General features: G+C 45.1%; 17 protein-coding genes. 7 read left to right on the top strand and 10 right to left on the bottom strand.

Going from position 1 to position 21,639, the window contains the following annotated elements:
• Positions 1-132: 132 nt before the first annotated feature.
• The 7 genes from ACZ5V1_RS07420 to ACZ5V1_RS07450 all read left to right on the top strand — a co-directional run bounded on the left by ACZ5V1_RS07420 (position 133) and on the right by ACZ5V1_RS07450 (position 7,236).
• A complete protein-coding gene (locus ACZ5V1_RS07420) occupies positions 133-822 on the top strand; it encodes a precorrin-2 dehydrogenase/sirohydrochlorin ferrochelatase family protein (RefSeq protein WP_464391313.1) in 690 nt (229 codons plus the stop codon).
• A complete protein-coding gene (locus ACZ5V1_RS07425) occupies positions 809-1,627 on the top strand; it encodes a cytochrome C assembly family protein (RefSeq protein WP_373793556.1) in 819 nt (272 codons plus the stop codon). Before ACZ5V1_RS07420 ends, ACZ5V1_RS07425 begins: the two co-directional genes overlap by 14 nt.
• A 5-nt stretch (positions 1,628-1,632) precedes the next feature.
• Positions 1,633-2,940 carry a glutamyl-tRNA reductase gene (gene hemA, locus ACZ5V1_RS07430; protein WP_464391314.1) on the top strand — a complete coding sequence of 436 codons (1,308 nt, stop codon included), beginning with the start codon at positions 1,633-1,635 and terminating at the stop codon, positions 2,938-2,940.
• 48 nt (positions 2,941-2,988) lie between these two features.
• Positions 2,989-3,324, top strand: a complete 336-nt coding sequence (locus ACZ5V1_RS07435) for a hypothetical protein (RefSeq protein WP_160711091.1) — start codon at positions 2,989-2,991, stop codon at positions 3,322-3,324.
• A 24-nt stretch (positions 3,325-3,348) separates the two neighbouring features.
• Entirely contained in the window at positions 3,349-4,368 is a 1,020-nt protein-coding gene (gene tilS / locus ACZ5V1_RS07440) for a tRNA lysidine(34) synthetase TilS (protein ID WP_464391315.1), read from the top strand.
• A gap of 83 nt (positions 4,369-4,451) precedes the next feature.
• Positions 4,452-5,126 (top strand): adenylate kinase, encoded by a 675-nt coding sequence (locus tag ACZ5V1_RS07445; protein ID WP_464391316.1) that lies wholly within the window; start codon positions 4,452-4,454, stop codon positions 5,124-5,126.
• A 163-nt stretch (positions 5,127-5,289) separates the two neighbouring features.
• Positions 5,290-7,236 (top strand): mechanosensitive ion channel family protein, encoded by a 1,947-nt coding sequence (locus tag ACZ5V1_RS07450; RefSeq protein WP_464391317.1) that lies wholly within the window; start codon positions 5,290-5,292, stop codon positions 7,234-7,236.
• A 120-nt stretch (positions 7,237-7,356) separates the two neighbouring features.
• On the opposite strand, the gene ACZ5V1_RS07455 is transcribed toward ACZ5V1_RS07450, so the two are convergent.
• From ACZ5V1_RS07455 to mfd, 10 genes are all read right to left on the bottom strand, one after another.
• Complete coding sequence (locus ACZ5V1_RS07455; RefSeq protein WP_464391318.1) at positions 7,357-8,805, bottom strand: TrkH family potassium uptake protein; 1,449 nt, start codon at positions 8,803-8,805, stop codon at positions 7,357-7,359.
• Positions 8,806-8,812: 7 nt separating this feature from the next.
• A complete protein-coding gene (trkA, locus tag ACZ5V1_RS07460) occupies positions 8,813-10,210 on the bottom strand; it encodes a Trk system potassium transporter TrkA (RefSeq protein ID WP_464391319.1) in 1,398 nt (465 codons plus the stop codon).
• Between the two features lie 539 nt (positions 10,211-10,749).
• A complete protein-coding gene (gene rpsT / locus ACZ5V1_RS07465; protein ID WP_160711079.1) occupies positions 10,750-11,016 on the bottom strand; it encodes a 30S ribosomal protein S20 in 267 nt (88 codons plus the stop codon).
• 144 nt (positions 11,017-11,160) lie between these two features.
• On the bottom strand, positions 11,161-13,251 hold the full coding sequence (gene glyS / locus ACZ5V1_RS07470) for a glycine--tRNA ligase subunit beta (protein ID WP_464391320.1): 2,091 nt from the start codon (positions 13,249-13,251) through the stop codon (positions 11,161-11,163).
• Between the two features lie 18 nt (positions 13,252-13,269).
• Positions 13,270-14,151: a glycine--tRNA ligase subunit alpha gene (glyQ, locus tag ACZ5V1_RS07475; protein ID WP_464391321.1), complete on the bottom strand. Its 882-nt coding sequence runs from the start codon at positions 14,149-14,151 to the stop codon at positions 13,270-13,272.
• 68 nt (positions 14,152-14,219) lie between these two features.
• Positions 14,220-14,957 carry a DNA repair protein RecO gene (gene recO / locus ACZ5V1_RS07480; RefSeq protein ID WP_464391322.1) on the bottom strand — a complete coding sequence of 246 codons (738 nt, stop codon included), beginning with the start codon at positions 14,955-14,957 and terminating at the stop codon, positions 14,220-14,222.
• Between the two features lie 5 nt (positions 14,958-14,962).
• On the bottom strand, positions 14,963-15,901 hold the full coding sequence (locus ACZ5V1_RS07485) for a helix-turn-helix domain-containing protein (RefSeq protein WP_464391323.1): 939 nt from the start codon (positions 15,899-15,901) through the stop codon (positions 14,963-14,965).
• 12 nt (positions 15,902-15,913) lie between these two features.
• Positions 15,914-16,846 (bottom strand): peptidyl-prolyl cis-trans isomerase, encoded by a 933-nt coding sequence (locus ACZ5V1_RS07490; protein ID WP_464391324.1) that lies wholly within the window; start codon positions 16,844-16,846, stop codon positions 15,914-15,916.
• Between the two features lie 175 nt (positions 16,847-17,021).
• A complete protein-coding gene (locus ACZ5V1_RS07495) occupies positions 17,022-18,050 on the bottom strand; it encodes a peptidylprolyl isomerase (protein ID WP_464391325.1) in 1,029 nt (342 codons plus the stop codon).
• 9 nt (positions 18,051-18,059) lie between these two features.
• A complete protein-coding gene (gene mfd / locus ACZ5V1_RS07500) occupies positions 18,060-21,521 on the bottom strand; it encodes a transcription-repair coupling factor (protein ID WP_464391326.1) in 3,462 nt (1,153 codons plus the stop codon).
• Positions 21,522-21,639: the final 118 nt, after the last annotated feature.

The following is a 21,639-nucleotide window of genomic DNA, read 5'->3' on the forward strand; positions in this document are numbered from 1 at the left end:
CAGTGTAAATAGTGCAGAAGCCCCGCCAGAGCGCAGCACTCTTGTATTTTGGAGCAAGCATTCTATATTTTTATCGTAAACTTACTGAAGGCAACATTTTACAAGACGCTACACACAATATATAAGACATGTATGCGCTATTATCCTCTTCTATTAGATCTTCATGGCACGCACTGCCTTATTGTAGGGCTCGGCAAAGTCGGCCAGCGTAAGCTTGCCACTCTTCTTAAAGCAAATCCAGCACAGGTGACTATTCTGGACACCTTTGCAATTGAAGAAGTGAATGATGCTGAATTGCTGCAACTACTTAACAGCCCTCTCGTTACCTACGCCCAGCGAGATTTTGAAGCAAGCGATGTAACAGGAAAAACTCTTGTTTTTGCTTCGACCGGTAACCGGGCTGTTAATGAAAAAGTTTCAAGCGTATGTGCGACACAGGGAATCCTGTGCAACGTCATTGACGATCCTTCTGCGGGAACTTTTACCGTGCCTGCACATATAGAAAAGGGAGATTTGCTGATTACGCTTTCCACAGGCGGCGCAAGTCCGGCACTTTCCCGCAAGATAAAAAAAGAACTTCAAGAACAGGTTGGCGACAAATACGCCCCTGTTGTCACGCTTATGGGACGGATTCGTCCATTGATACTTGAACTGGCAAATGATACTGCACAGAACACAGCTATGTTTCGTAGCCTTGTTTCATCTGACATTGCAGAAGCCATTCAGAAAAAAGATCGGATTGCGGCTGAATCGATTTTACGATCTACCCTTCCGGAGACATTGCATTCTAACATAGGAGCGTTACTCCATGAGCTCATTTGAGCTATTCTCCATTCTCGTCGTTACGTTGTATTGTTTAGGTGCTCTTTCCGTTTTTACCGGTTCGATTGTTAAAAACCCAAAGCTTAAGCACTTGTCTAACGCGCTGACCATCTGCGGTTTTGGACTGCACACAGTTCTGCTTGGGTATGCCATGGCGATAAACGGATGGGCATTGCCTTCCGGTTACTATATTTCCATGCTGTCATGGAGCTTACTACTTATTTACTTTTTTATGTGGTGGCGATTCAAGCTTTCGTTTTTGTCACTCACCGCATCTCCGCTTGCACTAGTACTTTTTATTGGTTCATTCCATGCTAAAGGTGCATCACAGTTACCAAAAGCATGGGCTGGTGCGTTTTTCGGGTTGCACATTGGCACATTGTTTTTAAGCTTTGGCTTACTGGCAATGGCCTTCGGTGCGGGAATTTTGTTCACGCGCCTTGAAAGAAAAATTAAATCAAAAGAACCACTTAGTGATTTTGAAAAAGAACTGCCTGCATTAACCACTTTTGACAAAGTAAACCAACTTGCTGTAGTTGCCGGTTTTCCTTTGTACACAGTGGGCGTTGTCACCGGATTTATCTGGGCGCGCATTGAATGGGGTAGAATACTCAGCGGTGACCCTAAAGAAGTTGTTTCCTTAGGTGTCTGGTTTGTCTACGCGTGGCTGTTTCACCAGCGACTCGTGATGGGATGGCGCGGCCGTAAAGCCGCACATGCAGCTATTTGGATATTTGGTATCTGCATGTTCTCATTAATTGGCATTAATATCTTTACATCAACACATCATAGCTTTCTTCAGTAATCAATATGGATCGCGATATTTATCTCATTGGTCTTAACCATAAGACCGCCGGTGTTGAAGTCCGCGAAAAATTCGCTCTTACAGACTGCAAACATCTTGAAGAAGGCGTTGTGCCTGTTGATGGATGTATTAAAGAAGCGCTTACGCTTTCTACCTGTAACCGAGTCGAATTACTCGTTGTTGCAGATGGCGAAAACGCCATTGACCACGTATTAGAATGCTGGGCAAAAGTATGTAACCTTCCGGTTGAAGAACTTGCTCCGTATGTTTACAAGCACAAAGGGTTGGATGCGGTAACACATTTGTTTACCGTTGCTGCCAGCCTTGATTCTTTAGTCATTGGTGAGCCGCAAATTTTGGGGCAGCTCAAAGATGCCTACCATGACTCAGTAGACAAAGACACCACTGGTGTTGTGCTGAACAGACTGCTGCACAAAGCATTCTCTGTTGCCAAACGAGTACGAACAGAAACTGGCGTTGCTTCCAGTGCTGTCTCCATCTCATATGCTGCCGTTGAACTGGCAAAACGCATTTTTGGCGACATGAGCGAACGCACTGCGATGCTTATCGGTGCTGGTGAAATGGCAGAACTTGCTGCAACGCATCTGCTCAATAACGGCATCAGCAAAGTATACGTTGCTAACCGCACATTCGCACGTGGCCAAGCGCTTGCAGAACAATTTAACGGTGAAGCAATTCCGTTTGACCAACTTTTCGACCAGCTGGAAAAAGTTGATATCATCATCTCCTCCACTGGTGCTCACGAAGCAGTTATTCGCGCTAAAGATATACGTCAGGTATTGAAAAAGCGTAAAAACCGTTCCATGTTCTTCATCGATATTGCTGTACCGCGTGACATTGATCCAGACGTTAACGGTCTGGACAACGTGTACCTGTATGACATTGATGATCTCAAAGAAGTGGTTGAAGAAAACCTTGCTCAGCGTCAGGAAGAAGCCAACAAGGCACGCACAATTGTTGACTGTGAAACCGCCACGTTTAATAAGTGGCTAAAATCACTAAAACTTCAGCCGACCATTGTTGACCTTATTTCCAGAACAGATGCAATTATGGAAGATGAACTTGCTAAAACGCTCAAGCATATTCCTAACGCAACACCTGAAATGGAAATGCATTTACGTGAAATGATCAATTCCATTTCTAAAAAGGTGAACCACGAGCCTATTTCTTTCCTCAAACGTCGTTATGAGGAAGAAGAAGCTGGTGATCGATACATTGATATCACACGCCGCATGTTCAATCTGGACAGAGATGACGTGACTGAAAAGGCACACCCTCACAGAAGACGCTAGCCCTATTGCCGCACTTACGCTGTCAGCCGAATAGAAAGGAATACTCACATGCGACTCTACCTGCTTGAAGATTTCACTAGCGATAATATCGCAGCCATTGCCGGACGACTTAACGAAATGGAACTCACTGGTGCTATGGAAGGCATCTACTGGCTCCCATGCCCGCAAGACCTGCTTTCCGACGTGCAGAAGGAACACACAGACGAATGTGGCCCACACTGTATGGCTCTTGAAATTGACGGCAAAACGCTGCGCTTGGAGCTTCTCGTACGTGCGCGTAATAAACTGCGCTGCGAATGCGTTTCTTACGCTTCTGAAGACTTGCGTGCACACATGATCAAGTACATTGATGACATGCTCACTGAGCTTGACATTTATGTTTAGCAAAGGCTGTTGTTAAAACAGATCATGAACAGACAACTCCCCATAAGTTTACAAGACCTCAATCCCAAGACAGCGCACATCTGTCTTGGGATTGAGAATTTTATCACAAACAAGCTGAAAGCTCCTCTTAAAAACACTGTTTTGCTTGTTGCACTTTCGGGAGGGGTCGATTCCAGCACCCTACTCATCATTCTCACATGCCTTGCAAAAAGAAATGACTGCACCATTCATGCAGCTCATTTCAACCATCAGCTTCGTCCCGAAGCCGTTGTTGAAGAGGCACATGTCCGTCAACTTTGTGCGTCACTAGACATTGAATTAACAGTATCTTCTCAGGATGTTGCAGCATACGCATCCCTCCATAAATTAGGTATTGAAGAAGCTGCCCGATTGCTACGATATGAGTTTTTAACGTCAACGCGCCGCACAATAAATGCAGACTGGATTATTACAGGGCACCACGCAAATGACCTTGCAGAAGACGTTGTCATGCGCCTTGTTCGAGGAACAGGCTGGCCTGCGCTGGGTGGTATGGAAGGAAGATGTAATAATCGCAAGATATTACGCCCTCTACTTGCGACCCCAAAAGACACACTTATTTCGTTTGCAAATGCATGTTCCCTTAACTGGTGTGAGGATGCATCGAACGAAGACACAAATTTCCTACGCAACCGCGTAAGATCACAAGTTATCCCATTGTTATGCAAAGAGAATCCTGCTTTTCTGGATGCAATAACTTCTCTTTGGGAACTTGCACAGATTGATACTGATCACTGGGCAGCTATTATTGAGCAACACCTCGAAAACACTGACATTGAGACCCCGACATTGCTCAAAGAAGATCTTCGTACCATGTCTCAAGCTACAAGACTGCGAGTATACAAAGCAGTATTGACTAGTATGGGCAAAGGACAGCCGCTCCAGCAAAACCTGCTCGCGCTGGATACAGCGTGGCAAGCCAATGTTGGCGGCAAGATCGTGCAGTTTCCCGGTAATAAAATTGCCACTATTCGAAAGGGTGTAATCTATTTTAGCTACCGATGATTATTTATTTTATCTCTCTGCGATTGACAGACGTTACAGCCTGCTGTATTTCATTTGTGAAATAAATGACAAGGAGGAATGAGGTGAACATTCTCATTTTTGGACCAAACGGTAGTGGTAAAGGTACTCAGGGCGCTCTTATTAAGACAAAGTACGATGGCATGGCTCACATTGAGTCCGGTGCTATCTTCCGCAAACACATCGGTGGCGGAACTGAGCTTGGCAAAAAAGCTAAAGAATACATTGACCGCGGTGACCTCGTTCCTGACGAAATCACCATTCCGATGGTTCTCGAAACTTTGAAAGTAGATGGCGCAAAAGGCTGGCTGCTTGACGGTTTCCCACGCAACATGGTTCAGGCTGAAAAATTGTACGAAGCTCTTAAAGCTGAAGACATCAAGCTTGACTACGTTGTTGAAATCCTTCTTCCTCGCGAAGTTGCTAAGAACCGCATCATGGGTCGTCGTCTTTGTGAAAATGACAACAACCACCCTAACAACATCTTTATTGAGCCTATCAAACCTAAAGGTGAAGTTTGTCGTGTATGTGGCGGCGCTCTTTCTGCTCGCGCAGACGATCAGGACGAAGACGCAATCAACAAACGTCATGATATCTACTACAACACCGGTGACGGTACTCTTGCTGCAGCATACTTCTACAAAGATCTTGCTGCAAAAGGTGAAACTAAATACGTTGAGCTCAACGGTGAAGGTTCTATCGAATCTATCAAAGATACCCTTATCTCAAAGCTCTCCTAGTAATACTACTTTTGTATATAAAGCCCTCTTACCTTTCATAGGTAAGAGGGCTTTTTTATGTATTAGAATCATTGGACAAACTTATCTTATACTGTGTCTTGTACAGCACTCTTAGCTACCCTTAAGGGTGTCATCTTTGACTATCAGCATGAGGGGGCGATCAATGATCTTAAAATTTTATCGAATATTCCTATCTTGTATCTTCATTCTTTCGCTAGCAATCGCATCTCCATGTGGTGCCAGCAAAATGATGGATAACCCGTTAACGCCACCAAATACGTTTAGCCCTCAAGCGACGCTACATAGCTACCTTACGAACATGACAAGAGCCTTTGCAGTCCTTCAGGAGGCTTTTGTGCTTGATATGAAATCGGAAAACATATTCACGCACTCACCTGAAATTCTTAAGCTACAGGCAGAGGCTAATCTGTATTTCCAAAAAGCGATCGAATGCTTAGACCTTTCTAAAGTTCCCAGCGTTTATAGGGACGAATACTCGAAAGAAGTTGTAATTCAACTGAAAGAGATTCTAGACAGAATCAGTCTTCCTGATCTCGGCATGGTACCAGCAGAAAGTAATTTTGGGGCAAAGAACATTCCATTTTGGCGTATCCCTAGCACACCAATTGAAATGATGCTCATCACCGATGGCTTTCGCAATGGTGAATATTTGTTCAGTGCGGAAACTGTTTCCAAGATTCCTGTGTTATATGAAATGGCAAAGCGCCTTCCATACAAGACACACGACACTGAAGACTTTTTTCAATTCTACATATCAACACCGGGTAGTTTGCTTCCACCAAAATGGTTTCACTACATACCAGCATGGATGTCTGCAGAAGTTTATTGCGGGGAAACCATTTTTCAATGGATGATGCTGATTTTATCTTTCATCTTTTTAGTTTCATTCGTTGGAATTGTTTACAGGGTATGCAGTAGCAGAATTGATCCAGAACACCCTATTCGCTCTGACTTTTATAAATTAACGCTTCCACTTATGCTTACAGGCCTAGCCTACCTGCTCATGTTTTTCCTTGAAGAAGTTGTTAACCTTTCCGGTGCAACTCTACACTATACCACAGGATTGCTAGACGTCATAAAATGGCTCAGTGCAGCATGGGCAATTATCGTCGGAGCAAGCCTTGCCGCAAACATCTTTATTGCAAACCCAAATGTTAACCCGCAATCTATTGATGCAAGTCTCATCAGGACTGTGGCCTATTTGAGCAGTATCTTTCTCGCAATATGCATTTTATTCTACGGTGGATCAAACCTTGGCTTGCCACTTATTCCTATTGTAACGGGCTTGGGCGTCATTGGTCTTGCGGTATCATTAGCTGCCAAACCTACAATCGAAAACATCATTGGTGGATTAACTCTTTTTGCTGACCGACCGGTTCGCATTGGCGAGTACTGCGCCTTTGAAGATCAATGGGGTAAAGTACTGCATATTGGCTTACGCTCAACGCGTATACGTGCCGGTGACCGCACAGTGATATCAATCCCAAACGCCGTTTTCTCACAAATGCAGCTTGTAAATATTTCGCTGAGGGATCTCTACCGTTTCAGCGAGTACCTTCACTTACGAAAGGAAACCACCGGCAAACAACTACGTTGGATATTGGCACAAATTCGGGAAATGCTCATTGCGCACCCGAAAGTGCTTTCCGAATATCTTCATCGCGTAAAATTTGATTCGTATAACGAATACGCACAAATCATTCGAGTATACACATTCATTAACGGCGAATTGGAGTGGGAAGACTATCTCGATGTTCGTCAGGATCTTCTTTTCAGGATAAGCGACATAATACACAATGCCGGTACCGACTTTGCTTATCCTTCACAGACGGTGTATCTTACACGGGACAAAAAAGACATAGCCCCGTCAGACACTGTAGACAAAGGCATGGGGTGTCCTGATAACGAATATCCGTATCCAGACACATCAGAAGAACGGTACGATGAACTCGCCGACAGAATGAAATACCCGCCAACCAACGAAGAAGATTTTGCAGGCTTGCCGCTTGAAGACAAAATTGAAGAAGATACGGTAGAAAAAGAAAAAATAGATGAAAAAGATAAGGAAGAAAAAGCATTAAAGTCATGAGAAGATAGCAAACCTCTACATCAAATTTTGACACAGAAAACGTACATCAACTACTCATGTCTATTAATATCGCAGTCCAGAAACAAAAAAGCCTGAGGAGTAATTCCTCAGGCTTCATTTTTATTTTTTCCAGAACTCAGGAACGAACAGAATAAATACCGTGTAAATTTCCAAACGCCCTAACAGCATACAAAGAGTTAACACCCATTTTGCAAACGCTGGTAGATGGGCAAAGTTTTCTGCAGGACCAACAGAGCCAAGCCCAGGGCCAATGTTGCCGATACAGGCAACAACTGCGGCAAAAGACGTGAGAACATCCAGCCCCGTTGCAGAAAGTAAAAATCCGGAAATAACAAATACTGCCAGATAAATAACAAAAAAGCCCAACACACCGGACATGACACTTGCCTGAACAGTTCGTCCGCCAAGTTTAATATGCTTAACAGCGCGGGGGTGAACCAGTCTAAATAGCTCATGGTACCCCTGCTTAAGCAGCAGCTGTATACGCATACATTTCATGCCGCCACCAGTAGAACCGGCACAGCCACCTAAGAACATGAGGAACAGCAACAATGCCTGAGCAAGTGGTGCCCACAGTTCATAGTCTGCTGTGGCAAACCCAGTCGTCGTACAAATTGAAACAACCTGAAACGCTGCATACTGTAAAGAAGCTGCGAATGAGTCGTAGTTTGATCCGTAAACTGTAATGGTGATTATCCCTGTAAACACAAGGATAATTGCGATGTAGAACCTGAATTCAGAGTCCTTCCAAAAGCACTTAAAGTCGCCTGCCAGCGCTCTAAAGTGCAGAGAGAAGTTAGCTCCCGCAATGAGCATAAAGATAGTAATTACCCAGTCGATATACGCGCTATTGTAATATCCCGCAGAGGTATTCTTGGTGGAGAAGCCACCTGTCGCCATAGTGCCGAAAGTGTGACAAATGGCATCAAACAGGTTCATACCACCGAACATGAGCAACACACAAAGCAATATGGAAAAATACACATATACTTTCCACAATGCTGCTGCTGTATCTTTTATGCGCGGTTTAAGCTTATCAGGAACCGGCCCCGGAACTTCCGCTTTATACAACTGCATACCACCAACGCCAAGAAATGGCAGGATGGCAAGGGAAAGCACAATGATACCCATACCACCAAGCCAGTGCGTTAAACTACGCCACATGAGCAAGCTTTGCGCGACAGATTCGATATCCGTCATTACACTGGAGCCGGTAGTGGTGAAGCCGGAAATAGACTCAAAAACGCAATCTGTCCATGTTGGGAAGACTGCCCCGAAGTAGAACGGCAACGCACCTGCAAGACCAGCAGCAAGCCAGCCTATGGCTACAATAGCCATCCCTTCCCTGTGATTCATCACGAGCTTTTGCTTTGGACGAAACATCAGAAATAGTGCGGCCCCACTCCACAATGTAACCACTGTGGATAGCAGTAATGGAACTAAACCTTCATCCTGATAATATAGCGCCCAACCAATAGGAAAGAACATGGTGAGGCCAACAGCCCCGAGTAATGCTCCGATGATGTAAAGGCAATACTTAACTCGCATACGGTACCTACACGGACTGTAACGTTACAAGCAGAGCCTGTTCGACTCGTGCAACGTTTTCCGGAGTAGTCAGAATAATAATGCGGTCATCAGGATGAATGACACTATCGCCGCTTGGAATAATAACTTCTGTGTCACGCAAGATACCGATAACCAGCGTTCCTTTAGGGAATGGAAGGTCTTTAATCGGTTTACCGACAATTTCAGAATTATTTTCAGCAATGGCTTCAAGAGCTTCAGCACCTTCACCACTAATTGAGACAGAAGAAAGCACTTTGCCCTGTCGTACATACTGCAAAATAGAGTTAACAGCAGAAAGACGCGGTGAAACAGAATGATCAATACCAACAGCTTTAATAAGCGGCTGGTACGCAAGCTTGTTCACACGGGTAACAGTTTTCTTTACTCCAAGATTCTTGGCAAGCAGAGAAGTGAGAATATTAGTTTCTTCATCTGATGTAAGAGAGATAACTACATCCATTTCGGCAATGTTCTCTTCCTGCAAAAACTCCTGATCAGTACCATCGCCACAAAGAACGAGGGGGGCATCAAGTTTTTCAGCCAGAACACTACAACGGGCGGGATTCGAATCCACAATTTTGGTATGGATTCCCTTTTCTTCAAACAATGAAGCAAGTCGGAAACCAATATTACCACCGCCGATAATGAATGCATTTTTTATCGGATCAAGACTTCGTCCGCACGCCTTGCGCACAGATTCAATACTTGTATCTTTACATACGAAGTAAACAATATCGTCTTTTTGAAGAGTATCGCTACCACCCGGAATAATGAGCGCATCATCGCGAACAATCGCAGCGATAATTACGTTGGTATCTGGAACTACGCTCCTAAAATTTACAAGCGCTTGATCCAGCAAAGGACCATGACCCATTCGAACACCGATCAGTTTAATCTTGCCACCAGCAAACTCATTATAGTCCACGGCACCCGGCATAGATAACAACCGATCAATACTCTTAATCACTTCAACTTCGGGATTGATGATAGCAGAAATATTGAGGAGATTTTCTGAAAGCTCTTTACTGTATCCGCCATATTCTTCATTACGGATACGTGCGAGTTTCTTTGCATTAGGAGCAATAATATTCGCAAATAAGCATGCGATAATATTGACTTCATCGCTGTCTGTTACTGCTAGAAAAATATCAGCATCTTCAGCACCAGCATTTTTAAGAACTTCTGGACTGGAACCAGAACCAAGAATGGTTTGCACATCCAGAACCTCTGAGATTCTTCTGAGTGCACTTTCATCCTGATCGATCACAACAACTTGTTTATGTTCTTGAGCAAGCCTGTGTGAAATATGATAACCAACTTCACCAGCTCCGACGACAACAACTTTAAGCTGGTCAACCTTAGGTTCCCGATGGAATAAACGCATATAGAGAGTAACTCCCAAAAACGTGAGACATAAAAAGTTAGGGGCACATGCCCCAATTCAGTGACCACACGTAAAAATACCTGTCACTAAAATATGTCTCACAGCTAATTGAATTCTCAACAGCACAACAAAAGATGTACATCACATCTACCACTGAACTGCATCGAAACAGACGTAACAAATTCAGATTGAGTACAAATCACACAGCACAACGCGTCTCAGGTAATATTACCATAAGACTTAAAGGCTTGCCTACGGCTGGATTAGTCTTAAAAAAACAAATCCTACATACATAAATGTATGCTTCCCCCTAGCCTTCTCAAGCGCAGTGAACTGAACGAAGTTGTATCAATCTGTGAAAATGACGTTGCCAGTAATGCCACAATTACATCAACACTCTTTACATGAAGAAATCTAGTTCATTACGAAAAGTTACCAGATTCAAGATACAACATCAACCAAGCAAAGTAATAGAAACATTTGAAAGAAAAAAAGCCCGCTAAAAAGCGGGCTTTTTTTGAAATGTCAAGCAGGACAGGCTAGGCTTTAATGCCAGCAACAGCCTTGCTCAGACGGGAGATCCTGCGGCCAGCGGTTTTCCAGTGGATAACGCCTTTAGTGGCAGCTTTATCCAGGATACCGTTAGCTACGCGGAGAGCTTCCTGAGCTTTCGTCATATCTTCTTCAACAACTGCAGCGCGAACGTCTTTAACAACGTTACGTACGCGAGTTTTCATAGCACGGTTAAGTGCAGCACGTTTAAGGGACTGACGATGTCTCTTGATGGCAGATTTATGGTTAGCCAAGGTAATTTCCTCCAAAACTATATGGTAGTAAGATTCAAAATAAAGACCTTACTGGAACACGGGAAATAGCTCATTACGCGCATCGCTACGCGGTGTCAACTAATTACCCTTTTTTTATCAACGTATCCCAGTAAAAAAACAACTCTACATCTGTAATGCTGAGAAATCAGCCAAGCGGCCAAGCTGTTGTACAAGAGCACTCAGCAAGTTCAACCGGTTTGCGCGCACCTTTTGGTCGTCGCACATAACCATTACATTATCAAAGAATGCGTCAACTGCAGGACGGAGTTCTGCGAGCAACGCGAAAAGAGCATCGAAATCTTCTTCAGCCCAAAGCTGAGCAAACTTAGGAGCTACGTCCTCGAGTGCTTTAGCAAAAGCCTTCTCTGCATCATTTTCAAATAACGCAGCATCGTATGCGCCGCTGAGCTCTACGCCAGCTTCGCTACCCTGCTTACGAATAATATTTGCAGCACGTTTAAAGGTGAGTACAGCCTGGTTGAAACCTTCACCTTTGCTGTACGCAGAAAGAGCCTTTAAGCGGGCGTCAGCTGCCCAAACGTCGTCAGAGTCTGCACCAAGTACAGCTTCAACCAGCAGAGTTTCATACCCCTTGCTGGTAAAGTAGTTCTTAAGACGCTGAGCAAAGAACTCATTCAGCTTGGTAAGAGCTTCCTGCTCATCCAGCTTCCAAGTAATACCCTCGTAACGGTTCTGTGCACTAGCAAAAAGCTCCGCAGCAGAAATACGAAGATGTTTTTCAATAATAATACGTGCGATACCTAAACAGCAACGGCGTAATGCGTATGGATCAGCAGCACCGGTTGGGATCATGCCAAGACCAAAGCAACCTGCAAGGGTATCTGCTTTGTCTGCCATGGAAACCAGAGCGCCACCCATAGTAGATGGTACCGGAGAATCAGGACCTGCTGGCAGGTACTGTTCTGCAATCGCTTTCGCAACTACATCGGACTCACCTTTACGCGCTGCGTAAATACCACCCATAATGCCCTGAAGGCTGTCAAATTCGCCAACCATCTCTGCAACAAGGTCAGCCTTACAGATGCGACCTGCGCGTTCTGCATCAGCTGTAATCTCTGGAGCAACTTTAGCTGCAAGATCAGCACACAGGCCGGAGATACGACGAGTTTTGTTACCCATGCTACCAAGTGGAGCAAGGAAGATAACATTATCGAGCTTTGCAAGCCAAGTATCAACATCAGCCTTGAGGTCGGTATTCCAGAAGAAGCGACCATCTTCAAGACGAGCACGCAACACACGTTCCCACCCTACTTTAACAACTTCCATTTCGTTTGGAGTAGTATTCAGTACAGTAAGGAAGTGAGGAAGCAAGTTGCCTTCAGCATCTTCTACACCAAAGCTTTTCTGGTGACTCTGCATGCTTGTAAGCAGTGCCTGACGTGGAAGCTCAAGGAATGAAGCATCAAAATCACCAAGACAGGCGATAGGATGCTCTACAAGACCCTGCACTTCGTCAAGAAGGCTGTCTTTCCAGATAATGCGTCCGCCTGCTTTCTCAGCAAGCGCATTACCTTCTTCAATAATTTTAGCGCGACGTTTTTCTGCAGAAAGAACAACGGCACATTTTTCTTCGATGGTTGAGTAGTAGTCAGCAGCGTTTGCAATCGCAAACGGACCGGCAGCATGCACACGGTGACCGTATGTTTCTCTGCCGGAATTCAATTCTGCAACTTCAAACGGAACAACAGCATCGTCGAGCATTGCAAGCACCCAGCGGACTGGACGTGCAAAGGTGAACTCCTGCTCGCCCCACTTCATTTTTTTAGCAAAAGGAAGCTGTGCGATCAGAGTTGGACAAAATGTTGCGAGCAGGTCTGCAGTCTTTGCGCCACCCATCTTTTTGCGAACTGCAAGGTATTCACCTTTATCAGTTTCAAGACGAAATGCATCAGCAAGGTCAACACCCTGCGTTTTTGCAAAACCAGCGGCGGCTTTAGTCGGGTTGCCGTCTGCATCATATGCAATACGAACAGGAGGGCCCGGAACAACTTCTTCGCTTTCTTTCTGAACTCCTGCAATGTCATAGACCATTACAGCAGCACGACGAGGGGTTACATGCGATTCTACCTTATCAAATTCCACATTGGATTCTTTGAGAAAGCTAGAAAGGCGGGTAATTAAATCTTTTTCCAACCCCTTTTGAAAACGGGCGGGAAGCTCTTCGGTGCCGATTTCCAAAATAAATAAGGACATCTCAATTCTTCCTATGGACTAATCGTTGTTTTTTGCAGGCATTAACGGGTAACCAAGCTCTTCACGCTGCTGTGCATACAAACGAGCAACAGCAGAAGCAAGAACGCGCACACGGCCAATGTAGCCGGTACGTTCCGTAATGGAAATCGCACCGCGCGCGTCAAGCATGTTGAAGGTATGAGAACACTTCAAACAGTAATCGTAGGCTGGAAGCGGAAGGCCAGCTTCACAAAGCTGCTTACATTCTTTTTCAAACATATTAAACAGCTCAAGAAGCATCTTTGGATCACTGTGTTCGAAGTTATACTTCGACATTTCCACTTCGTTCTGATGGTATACCTGACCGTATGTCACAGTGTCGTTGTACATAAGGTCGTACACAGACTCTTTTTCCTGCAAGTACATGCAAATACGTTCAAGACCATAGGTAATTTCTACGCTGGTAGGATGCAGGTCGATACCGCCAACCTGCTGGAAGTACGTAAACTGAGTTACTTCCATACCATTCAGCCAAACTTCCCAGCCAAGTCCCCAAGCACCGAGGGTTGGAGATTCCCAGTCATCTTCAACAAAGCGAATGTCGTGCGCTGACGGATCAATACCGATGGCACGCAAGCTGTCGAGATACATTTCCTGAATATTATCAGGAGAAGGCTTTAAAACAGCCTGAAACTGGAAGTAATGCTGCAAACGGTTCGGGTTTTCACCGTAACGACCATCTGTAGGGCGACGGGAAGGTTCTACATATGCAGCCTTCCATGGCTCCGGACCGATAACACGCAAAAAAGTTGCGGGGTTAAACGTGCCGGCACCACATTCGATGTCGAACGGCTGCTGCAATACACAGCCCTGTTTGGACCAAAAGTCCTGCAGGGTGAGGATAACGTCTTGGAAGTTCATGTTTTTCCCCTGAATACTATATTCTCTACACGGCCTATGCCGAGTTGTTGTGGTAACTTTATGTAGCGCTAAACGCGTCTAAACATTCCGTTTTCCCAAGAAAGACCTATATGATATTGGATAAAGCCGTCAATAGCTCTTGAAAGCTCTTTACGTGCCTTCACAGAAAGGTTCAGCTCTGACCAACGAAGCGGAGAATTTTCCTGTACAAATCGCAAAGCGTCAAGAGATTCCTTACTTAATCTGAACCTTGGCCCTTGCGACCGAGCACAAGCCGCACATGTAAGCACACCTTCTTGAACATGAAACACTGGATATTTCAAGTCGTTAGCACAAACTTGGCAGATAGTTAGCTCTGGACTGTAGCCTTGATCGAATGCAAAACGAGCACGAAAAAAAATAGGCCAAAGCTTATCCAACGCTTCTGCTTCATTCAATAACACCAGCATTTCGGAAAAAAGGCTATACGCAGCAGGTGCACCTTCAAAAGATATACCCATTGCTTCTAAAAATTTTTGACAGTTTACTGCGAGCCCAAGTCTTTCGTGACTAACACGAAGATTCTCAGGGGAATCCATCAAGGTTCCCTCTTCAAGCGAAAAGTAGGTCGCAAGCTTGCTGCCCTTTACCCGAAACAGCACGCGGTTCAAATGGTCCAAACAACCACAAAAACGCCTTCTGCTTCGGCACCCGCCAAAAGCAAAAGCGTTCATTATTCCTCGCGTTGGAGACAAAAAGCGGACCCAAAGGTCCGCTTCTTTAAATCTTCCAATACGGAGGATGATAACTTTTTCGGTAAATTCCATCAGAACTATGAAGCGGCAATATGTACTGTACGCACCTTACCGTCCGCACCATTGAAATAATATGGAGCACCATCAAGTGTCAGTGAAATTCCGCCGGAGTTTCCTAAGCGTAAAGACAGATTATTCGGGAAGATAACAGTGTACCCCTGTCCGTTACGAAGTAAAAACTCTTTACGGGTAAATCCATCACCAGTTGCTTCAACCCAGCAGTCCGCAGTTGCTTCAACACGTAAGGAACGCATTGCAACGTCTGCTTTTTTATCTGCCTGCTCTGGTGCCACGGCTTTTTCTTCTGCCTTTTGTGCTAAGACATCAGAAGGAGCTACAACAACAGGAGCCGGTGTTTCGTGAACAACTACTGGCTCAGGAGCGACTTCAGTTTCCTTAGTCGCTTCATTATTTGCTTCCGGGCTAACTTCTTCCACTTGAACGGAAGGAGCTGCTGGTTCAACCACAACAACCTCAGCAGCATTCTGCTGCCCTACTGGTTGTTCAGCCTGTTCCTGCTGTGCAGGAGACTGTTGAACAGGTACTTCTACTGTTGCTTCTTCATTACCAAGCGTAGCAGTACCAGACTGCATATAGAAGTAGCCCGCCGCAACGAGACCAGCAATAATCACTACAATGATGATGAGCTTAACAGGGCATCCTTTTTTATCTCTACGAGCTAACACAGGCTCTGCCATATCTTCTTCAAGCTCATCCTTGTATGCAACATCAACTATTGCACCAAGTTCTTCAGGATCAAGTCCCAAAATCATTGCGTAACTTTTAACAAATCCTTTCACATACACTGCATGAGGCAGTTCTGATTTAGTACCTGATTCTATAAATGCAAGTGTGCGCGGTGCCAATTTTATGCGTTCAGAAAGTTCCTCAAGAGATAAACCTTTTCTTTCACGTTCCTCACGCAACAGGGTTCCGAGCTCCAGCATTTCAGACATCTGTACCTCCACTTACAGCCGAACGTCTACGACGGCATTGTTACGCAGTTTTTCAGCGTAGTCTTTAAAGCTTGCTTCAAGGCGAGGCGCTCTCAGCTTAGCTTCAATTTCCTGCGCTACTTCTTCAAGCGGACGCAGTGAACCTTTGGTCTTACTGTGCAATTTAATAAGTGCCTTTGAAGACCCAAGAGACAGCACATCAGAAACAGAACCATTTTTCATATCTTGAACAACAGCCATCATCTGTGGTGATACATCTTTAACACCAAGCTCGCCAAGGTAACCACCTTGCTCTTTGCCTGGGCCAACAGAATATTTTTGAACTGCTTCTTCAAATGAAATCTTACCAGCAGAAAGCTCTCTGTGAACGTCTTTAATATCAGCTGTCGGTGCAAAAACAAGCAAGCTTACTTCCACTTTTCCGTCTGCTGCAAATTCAGATTTATGTTCATCGTAAAAACGTTGAACCTCTTCTTTAGTGATAACGACTTTACGTCCTACCATAAGTCCAAGGAGACGCTGGCGAATAATAGATGCTCTTACTCGCTCTTTCACAGATTCAATAGTAAGACCTTCGCTTAAGATCTGCTCTTTAGCCTTCTCGAGAGTCATGCCGCGCTGCTGCGCAATTTTGCGCAACTCGTTTTCAATTTCGGCCTCTTTCACGGTAATACCGCGACGCTCTGCATCCTGTAAAAAAAGTTTTTCTGCAACTACGTTATCAAGAACGTCGCTCAGAATAGATTTTACTTTTGGGCTGTCAGCGTATTTAGGACCGAGCACTCCGGCTTTTTTCAGTTCCGGAATTGCCAGTTGTTTCAAATCATATAACGTTACAATGTCACCGTTCACAACCGCCGCAATCTTATTAACCAACTGCTCAGCATGAACAGGTGCAGCAAACATAACAACAGCTGCCAGCGCAATTAAAAATCTGGAGGCCATACTATTCTCCCGATATAGGTGATAAACATTCACACACCACAGCTCCCCTCATGGTGCGCGAGTTCTTACTCATTGGGTCTGTATTACCTTTTAAGCAATTATGCAATAATGAGAAAAATCAGACCCTCTAATTCAAACTAAAACTATTAAAATAATTTTGTATTTCATTTCAACATTATGGGTCGGAACTTTTACCAACCTCAGACTCAGGTTCTCTGTCTGGTTCTTCCTGAACTTCTTCCTGTTTTTGCGAAGAGTTAGAAAGAGCATCCTGATTATTTTTTCCACCAAGCTTTTTTGATAACAGCGGAGTTACTTTAATATCAGCAGAAGCAAGCTGGCCTTCCAGCCAATCACTGAATGCTTCATTCATTTTCTGGTCAATCAAGACACGTTCAATGACTGAATATGCCTGAGACGGTCCAAGTAATTTCTCCGGAATAACAGCAAGGGACACTAGCTGTTCAAAACCGTATGCAGTTGTGGAAATATTACTGCTGCTTTTAGGACGAAGCTGCTGCAAAGTAGATGCCCACTGAACTGGCAAACGGTCTTTTTTCAGTTTTAGTTCACGCACTGTAATTTCTTCCGGCAATGTCTTAGCGGCTACTTTCCAATCCTCAGCTTTTTCTAATAAAAGAGAAGATCGCTGTACGCTTGTTCTGTCATTACCGCGCACGAGCAACACATGTACCCGTTCCGGAATATAGAATTCTGACAAATTGTCTTTGTAGTATCCTTCAGCTTCCTGATATGTCAGAGATACCGTCGGGCGTAATACATCATTAAAGAACAACTTCATTTCCATATGACGTTTTAAAAACAATCGCCATACAGCAATATCAATGTACTCTTCAGTTAACGTTCTTTCAAAAAGGTCATCTGGATAATCCGCCCTGATAGATGCTTCTTCTTTTTGCACATCTTCCGAGGAAACACTCAGACCTTCTTTTTCTAAAGCAAAGCCCACAAGCTTATAAACAATAAGCTCCGAAAGAACGTTCCCGTATTCTGCACTCATTGCTTCAACAGACGGAACAACTCCAGAAACCCAGCCAAGATTATTCAGGTCATAGCGAGCTTCCAACTCTTTCAAGTAGATTGGCTTACCATTCACCCGTGCCACAATTCCCTTCTCTTCAGGGTGCTGCGTACAGCCAGCAATAGCGAATAAGAGAGTCAGCAATAATATGAGTCGGCGCATTCGTTACCTTTATGCAGTTACAAGAGGTTCAAGTTCTTTTTTCAACTTAGCTAGACGTGTACGCAAATCATCATTTCCTTTCAAGCGCAGTTCAAGCGTTGCAGGTGGAGTCAGTTTAGCTCTGTCTATATTATCGTTTACCCACCCTACAAGCAGTGCAGGCGAAATAACGTCTGCATTCTCTGACCATGTAAGACGTACTTTATCTCGTAAAATATCTGCCCGTTCTACCTGAATAGACATAAGGAAGCGTTTAAACTCAAGTACACCAAGGAAGCTCACAAGCTCTGGCGGCAACGCTCCGAAACGGTCGCGTATTTCAAGTTCAACGTCCTGCATGTGGACAGCATCAGTCGCAGAAGAGAGAGCTTTGTAGAACTTCAAGCGCTCTCTGCCATCAGGAATATATGATTCTGGGATATGAGCGTTTATGCCGAGGTTAATTTCTGTCTCAACCACAACACTTTCTTTTTCACCCTTCAGGCGTTTTACTTCCGTTTCGAGCATTTCAAGATACATATCCAGACCAACCTTAGCCATCTGACCGGATTGTGCCTCACCCAAAATATTACCAGCACCACGAAGACGCAAATCTTCCATAGCAACTCTGAAACCGGCACCAAGGTAATCCAGCTCCAGAATGATACGTAATCGTTTTCGAGCAGGCGTTGGCAGTTTGTCCAAATTATTAACGACAAACACCGCATACGCCTGTCTGTCAGAACGTCCTACACGTCCACGCAACTGGTAGAGCTGTCCGAGTCCGAACATTTGAGCCTGGTCGACAATAAGCGTATTCGCCCGAGGGAAATCAAGGCCGGATTCAACGATTGAAGTACATACCAGGACATCAAGCTCCCCATGCCAGAATTGGTGCATGGTTTCTTCAAGGTTCTTTTCAGACATTCTGCCATGTGCCATTCCAATACGAGCATTAGGAACCAGTTCCCGCACGTATTCGGCGACACGTTCCAAACCTTCTACGCGATTGTATACCCAGAAGACTTGGCCTTCACGAGCAATTTCCCGCTCAAGCACTCTTTTCAGTTCCGGAGCTTCTCGCTCAATAAGAGCCGTTTGAACGGGCTTACGCCCGACCGGTGCTGTTTCAATAACAGAAAGTTCTCGCACACCGGACATGGAGAGCTGAAGTGTTCGCGGAATAGGTGTCGCTGTAAGAGTTAGTACATCTACATTACGTTTCAGTTTCTTAAGCTTCTCTTTATGGCGAACACCAAAACGCTGCTCTTCATCCAGAACAAGCAGACTCAAGTTCGGCAAATCAACATCATCTGATAACAAGCGATGCGTGCCTATCAAAATATCTACCTGACCACGTGCCGCAGCAGAAAGAACTTCTTTCTGGCGAGTACGGGTAACAAAGCGGCTTAATAAGCCAATATGTACAGGGAATCGGGAAAGACGACTTTTAAATGTCTGATAGTGCTGTTCCGCAAGAACGGTTGTTGGACAAAGCAGCGCAACCTGTTTGCCTTCGCATGCAGCACGGAATGCGGCACGTATGGCAACTTCAGTTTTACCGAACCCAACGTCACCACAAACAAGTCTGTCCATTGGTTCCGGCTTTTGCATATCATCCAGAACATCCTGAATGGCTCTAGCTTGATCCGGTGTTTCTTCAAACCCGAAAGAAGCTTCAAACTCTCGATACAGCTCATCCACAGGCCCATAGGTAAAACCTTTTGCAAGCCTGCGCCATGCATACATCTCCATGATGTCATGGGCAATCTTCTCAATAGCTTTTCGCGCCTTAGACTTGCTTGCCTGCCATCCAGCACCGCCAAGCTTATCCAAAGCTGGTGACGCACCATCCGGCCCTTTAAAGAGCTGAATTAGAGACAGTCTGTCTACAGGGAGATAGAGTTTATCTTCGCCAGCATATTTTAGGAGTAAGAAGTCGTTAGACACATCCCCTAAATCAAGACGAAGAAGTCCTCCAAATGTAGCAATACCATAATCTCTGTGAACAAGATGCGCGCCGACTTTTAGGTCGTCGTAATCTTTAAGACCGGAAAACGCACCGGAACGAGCACGAGCCTGACGCTCCACTTTTGGCTGCAATACATCTTCACCGAGCAGAAGAATATTATCCCACTCAAGATCAATACCGCGCCTGAAAGAAGATACCAGTGCAAACAGTCCCCGTTCTCTCGGGTCGTAGCACATATGCGGCATGAGGCCGTCTTGTTCTGCAAGCGTTAAAAATTTTGTTCGACTACGATCTGTGGCAAAGCTCAACACAACCTGTCGTTTCTCTTTCATCCATTCACGCAGGCGGGCTACTAACGTATGCCAAGGGCGCTCTGCATCTTCCGGCTTCTGAAAAATATCCTGAAACGCACCGTAGCTGCGCTCCTGTAATGAGGAGCCTTGTATCTCTACTCCCATCTTCAATTCTTCAAAGTGGGCTCGTCGGGACTTGTGCCACACGGTACCGGCAAGATCAGCGGAACGAAGCACGTTACTTACAGGCTGACGGACTCCGTATTCTTCCGCCTGCTCATCAAGGAAAGACACCCATGAACGTTCTGATTCCTCCAGCGCCTCGCTTAAGCCACCTTCTGAAGGAAGAACATAGACAGCATCTTTTGGAAGCCAGCTTTCGAGGAAACTTGCGTTCTTATAGAAGCACCCCGGGAGAAATGTGTAGTCACCATTTTCAGCAGCATGCTGCAATGCAGATGATTGACCATTAGCCAGCGTACCGTCTGCTTCTAACTGCTTCCACCAAACAGAAGCTTGCGCAACATTGGAGTCGTTAAGAACAACCGGAGCAGCCGGCAGTAAAACAAGCTCTTGAATATTCCCGCGGGAACGCTGGGAGGTAGGTTCAAAAAGTCGAATTTCTTCCAGAATATCGCCAAAAAATTCCATGCGGATAGGAAGCGTGAAGCCGGGACAAAAAATGTCCAGAATATCACCACGCAACGCAATTTCACCCGGCTGAGTTACCAGCGGGACACGTGTGTATCCCCATTCTATGGCCTGTTCGATAATGAGATCAGGACCTGTTTCGTCACTGACAACAAGTAAAAGCTCATTATGAGAAAAGATATCTTCGGGAGGCAGTGCAGGCAGGAAGTTGTCTATAGAAAGCAACACACCCTGTGCAGAGCGTTTCAGACCAAGTCCATAGAGACTTGCCATTCGTGCTGCCCAGCGTGATTTACCATACGTACCTGCCGGATGCTGAGGAATAGTAATCCACTCATCATCCCACTGCGGAGTTGCCAGTGCAGCAGGTCCTCGGGAACAATTCGGTGTAAAGAGACGCAACAGCCCATTCAGTTCTGCAAACTCTTTGGCATCACGTGCGACCACTACCACATTTTCGCCCCTGTCACGTAAAACGCGCGCTAATCTGGCCTGACTGGCAGGACCACTTCGCGCAACATGAACAACGGCATCTTTCTCATTCTGGATTTTTCTGACGATTTCAGAAAACAGCACTCGTCACTGCTCCCGGATTATTGAATATATAAACTGAAAAAGCCGCCAGCCCTAAGGAAGGCAGGCGGCTTTTGCTTTTCAAGAGAGGTTATTCGCCTTAACGAAAAAACCCAAAGGA

The organism is Halodesulfovibrio oceani subsp. galateae, assembly GCF_055397225.1.

Coding starts and splice junctions, on each gene's coding strand:
- ACZ5V1_RS07420 (WP_464391313.1), top strand. CDS start 133: ATGCGCTATTATCCTCTTCTATTAGATCTTCATGGCACGCACTGCCTT.
- ACZ5V1_RS07425 (WP_373793556.1), top strand. CDS start 809: ATGAGCTCATTTGAGCTATTCTCCATTCTCGTCGTTACGTTGTATTGT.
- hemA (WP_464391314.1), top strand. CDS start 1,633: ATGGATCGCGATATTTATCTCATTGGTCTTAACCATAAGACCGCCGGT.
- ACZ5V1_RS07435 (WP_160711091.1), top strand. CDS start 2,989: ATGCGACTCTACCTGCTTGAAGATTTCACTAGCGATAATATCGCAGCC.
- tilS (WP_464391315.1), top strand. CDS start 3,349: ATGAACAGACAACTCCCCATAAGTTTACAAGACCTCAATCCCAAGACA.
- ACZ5V1_RS07450 (WP_464391317.1), top strand. CDS start 5,290: ATGATCTTAAAATTTTATCGAATATTCCTATCTTGTATCTTCATTCTT.
- ACZ5V1_RS07455 (WP_464391318.1), bottom strand. CDS start 8,805: ATGCGAGTTAAGTATTGCCTTTACATCATCGGAGCATTACTCGGGGCT.
- trkA (WP_464391319.1), bottom strand. CDS start 10,210: ATGCGTTTATTCCATCGGGAACCTAAGGTTGACCAGCTTAAAGTTGTT.
- glyS (WP_464391320.1), bottom strand. CDS start 13,251: ATGTCCTTATTTATTTTGGAAATCGGCACCGAAGAGCTTCCCGCCCGT.
- glyQ (WP_464391321.1), bottom strand. CDS start 14,151: ATGAACTTCCAAGACGTTATCCTCACCCTGCAGGACTTTTGGTCCAAA.
- recO (WP_464391322.1), bottom strand. CDS start 14,957: ATGGAATTTACCGAAAAAGTTATCATCCTCCGTATTGGAAGATTTAAA.
- ACZ5V1_RS07485 (WP_464391323.1), bottom strand. CDS start 15,901: ATGTCTGAAATGCTGGAGCTCGGAACCCTGTTGCGTGAGGAACGTGAA.
- ACZ5V1_RS07490 (WP_464391324.1), bottom strand. CDS start 16,846: ATGGCCTCCAGATTTTTAATTGCGCTGGCAGCTGTTGTTATGTTTGCT.
- ACZ5V1_RS07495 (WP_464391325.1), bottom strand. CDS start 18,050: ATGCGCCGACTCATATTATTGCTGACTCTCTTATTCGCTATTGCTGGC.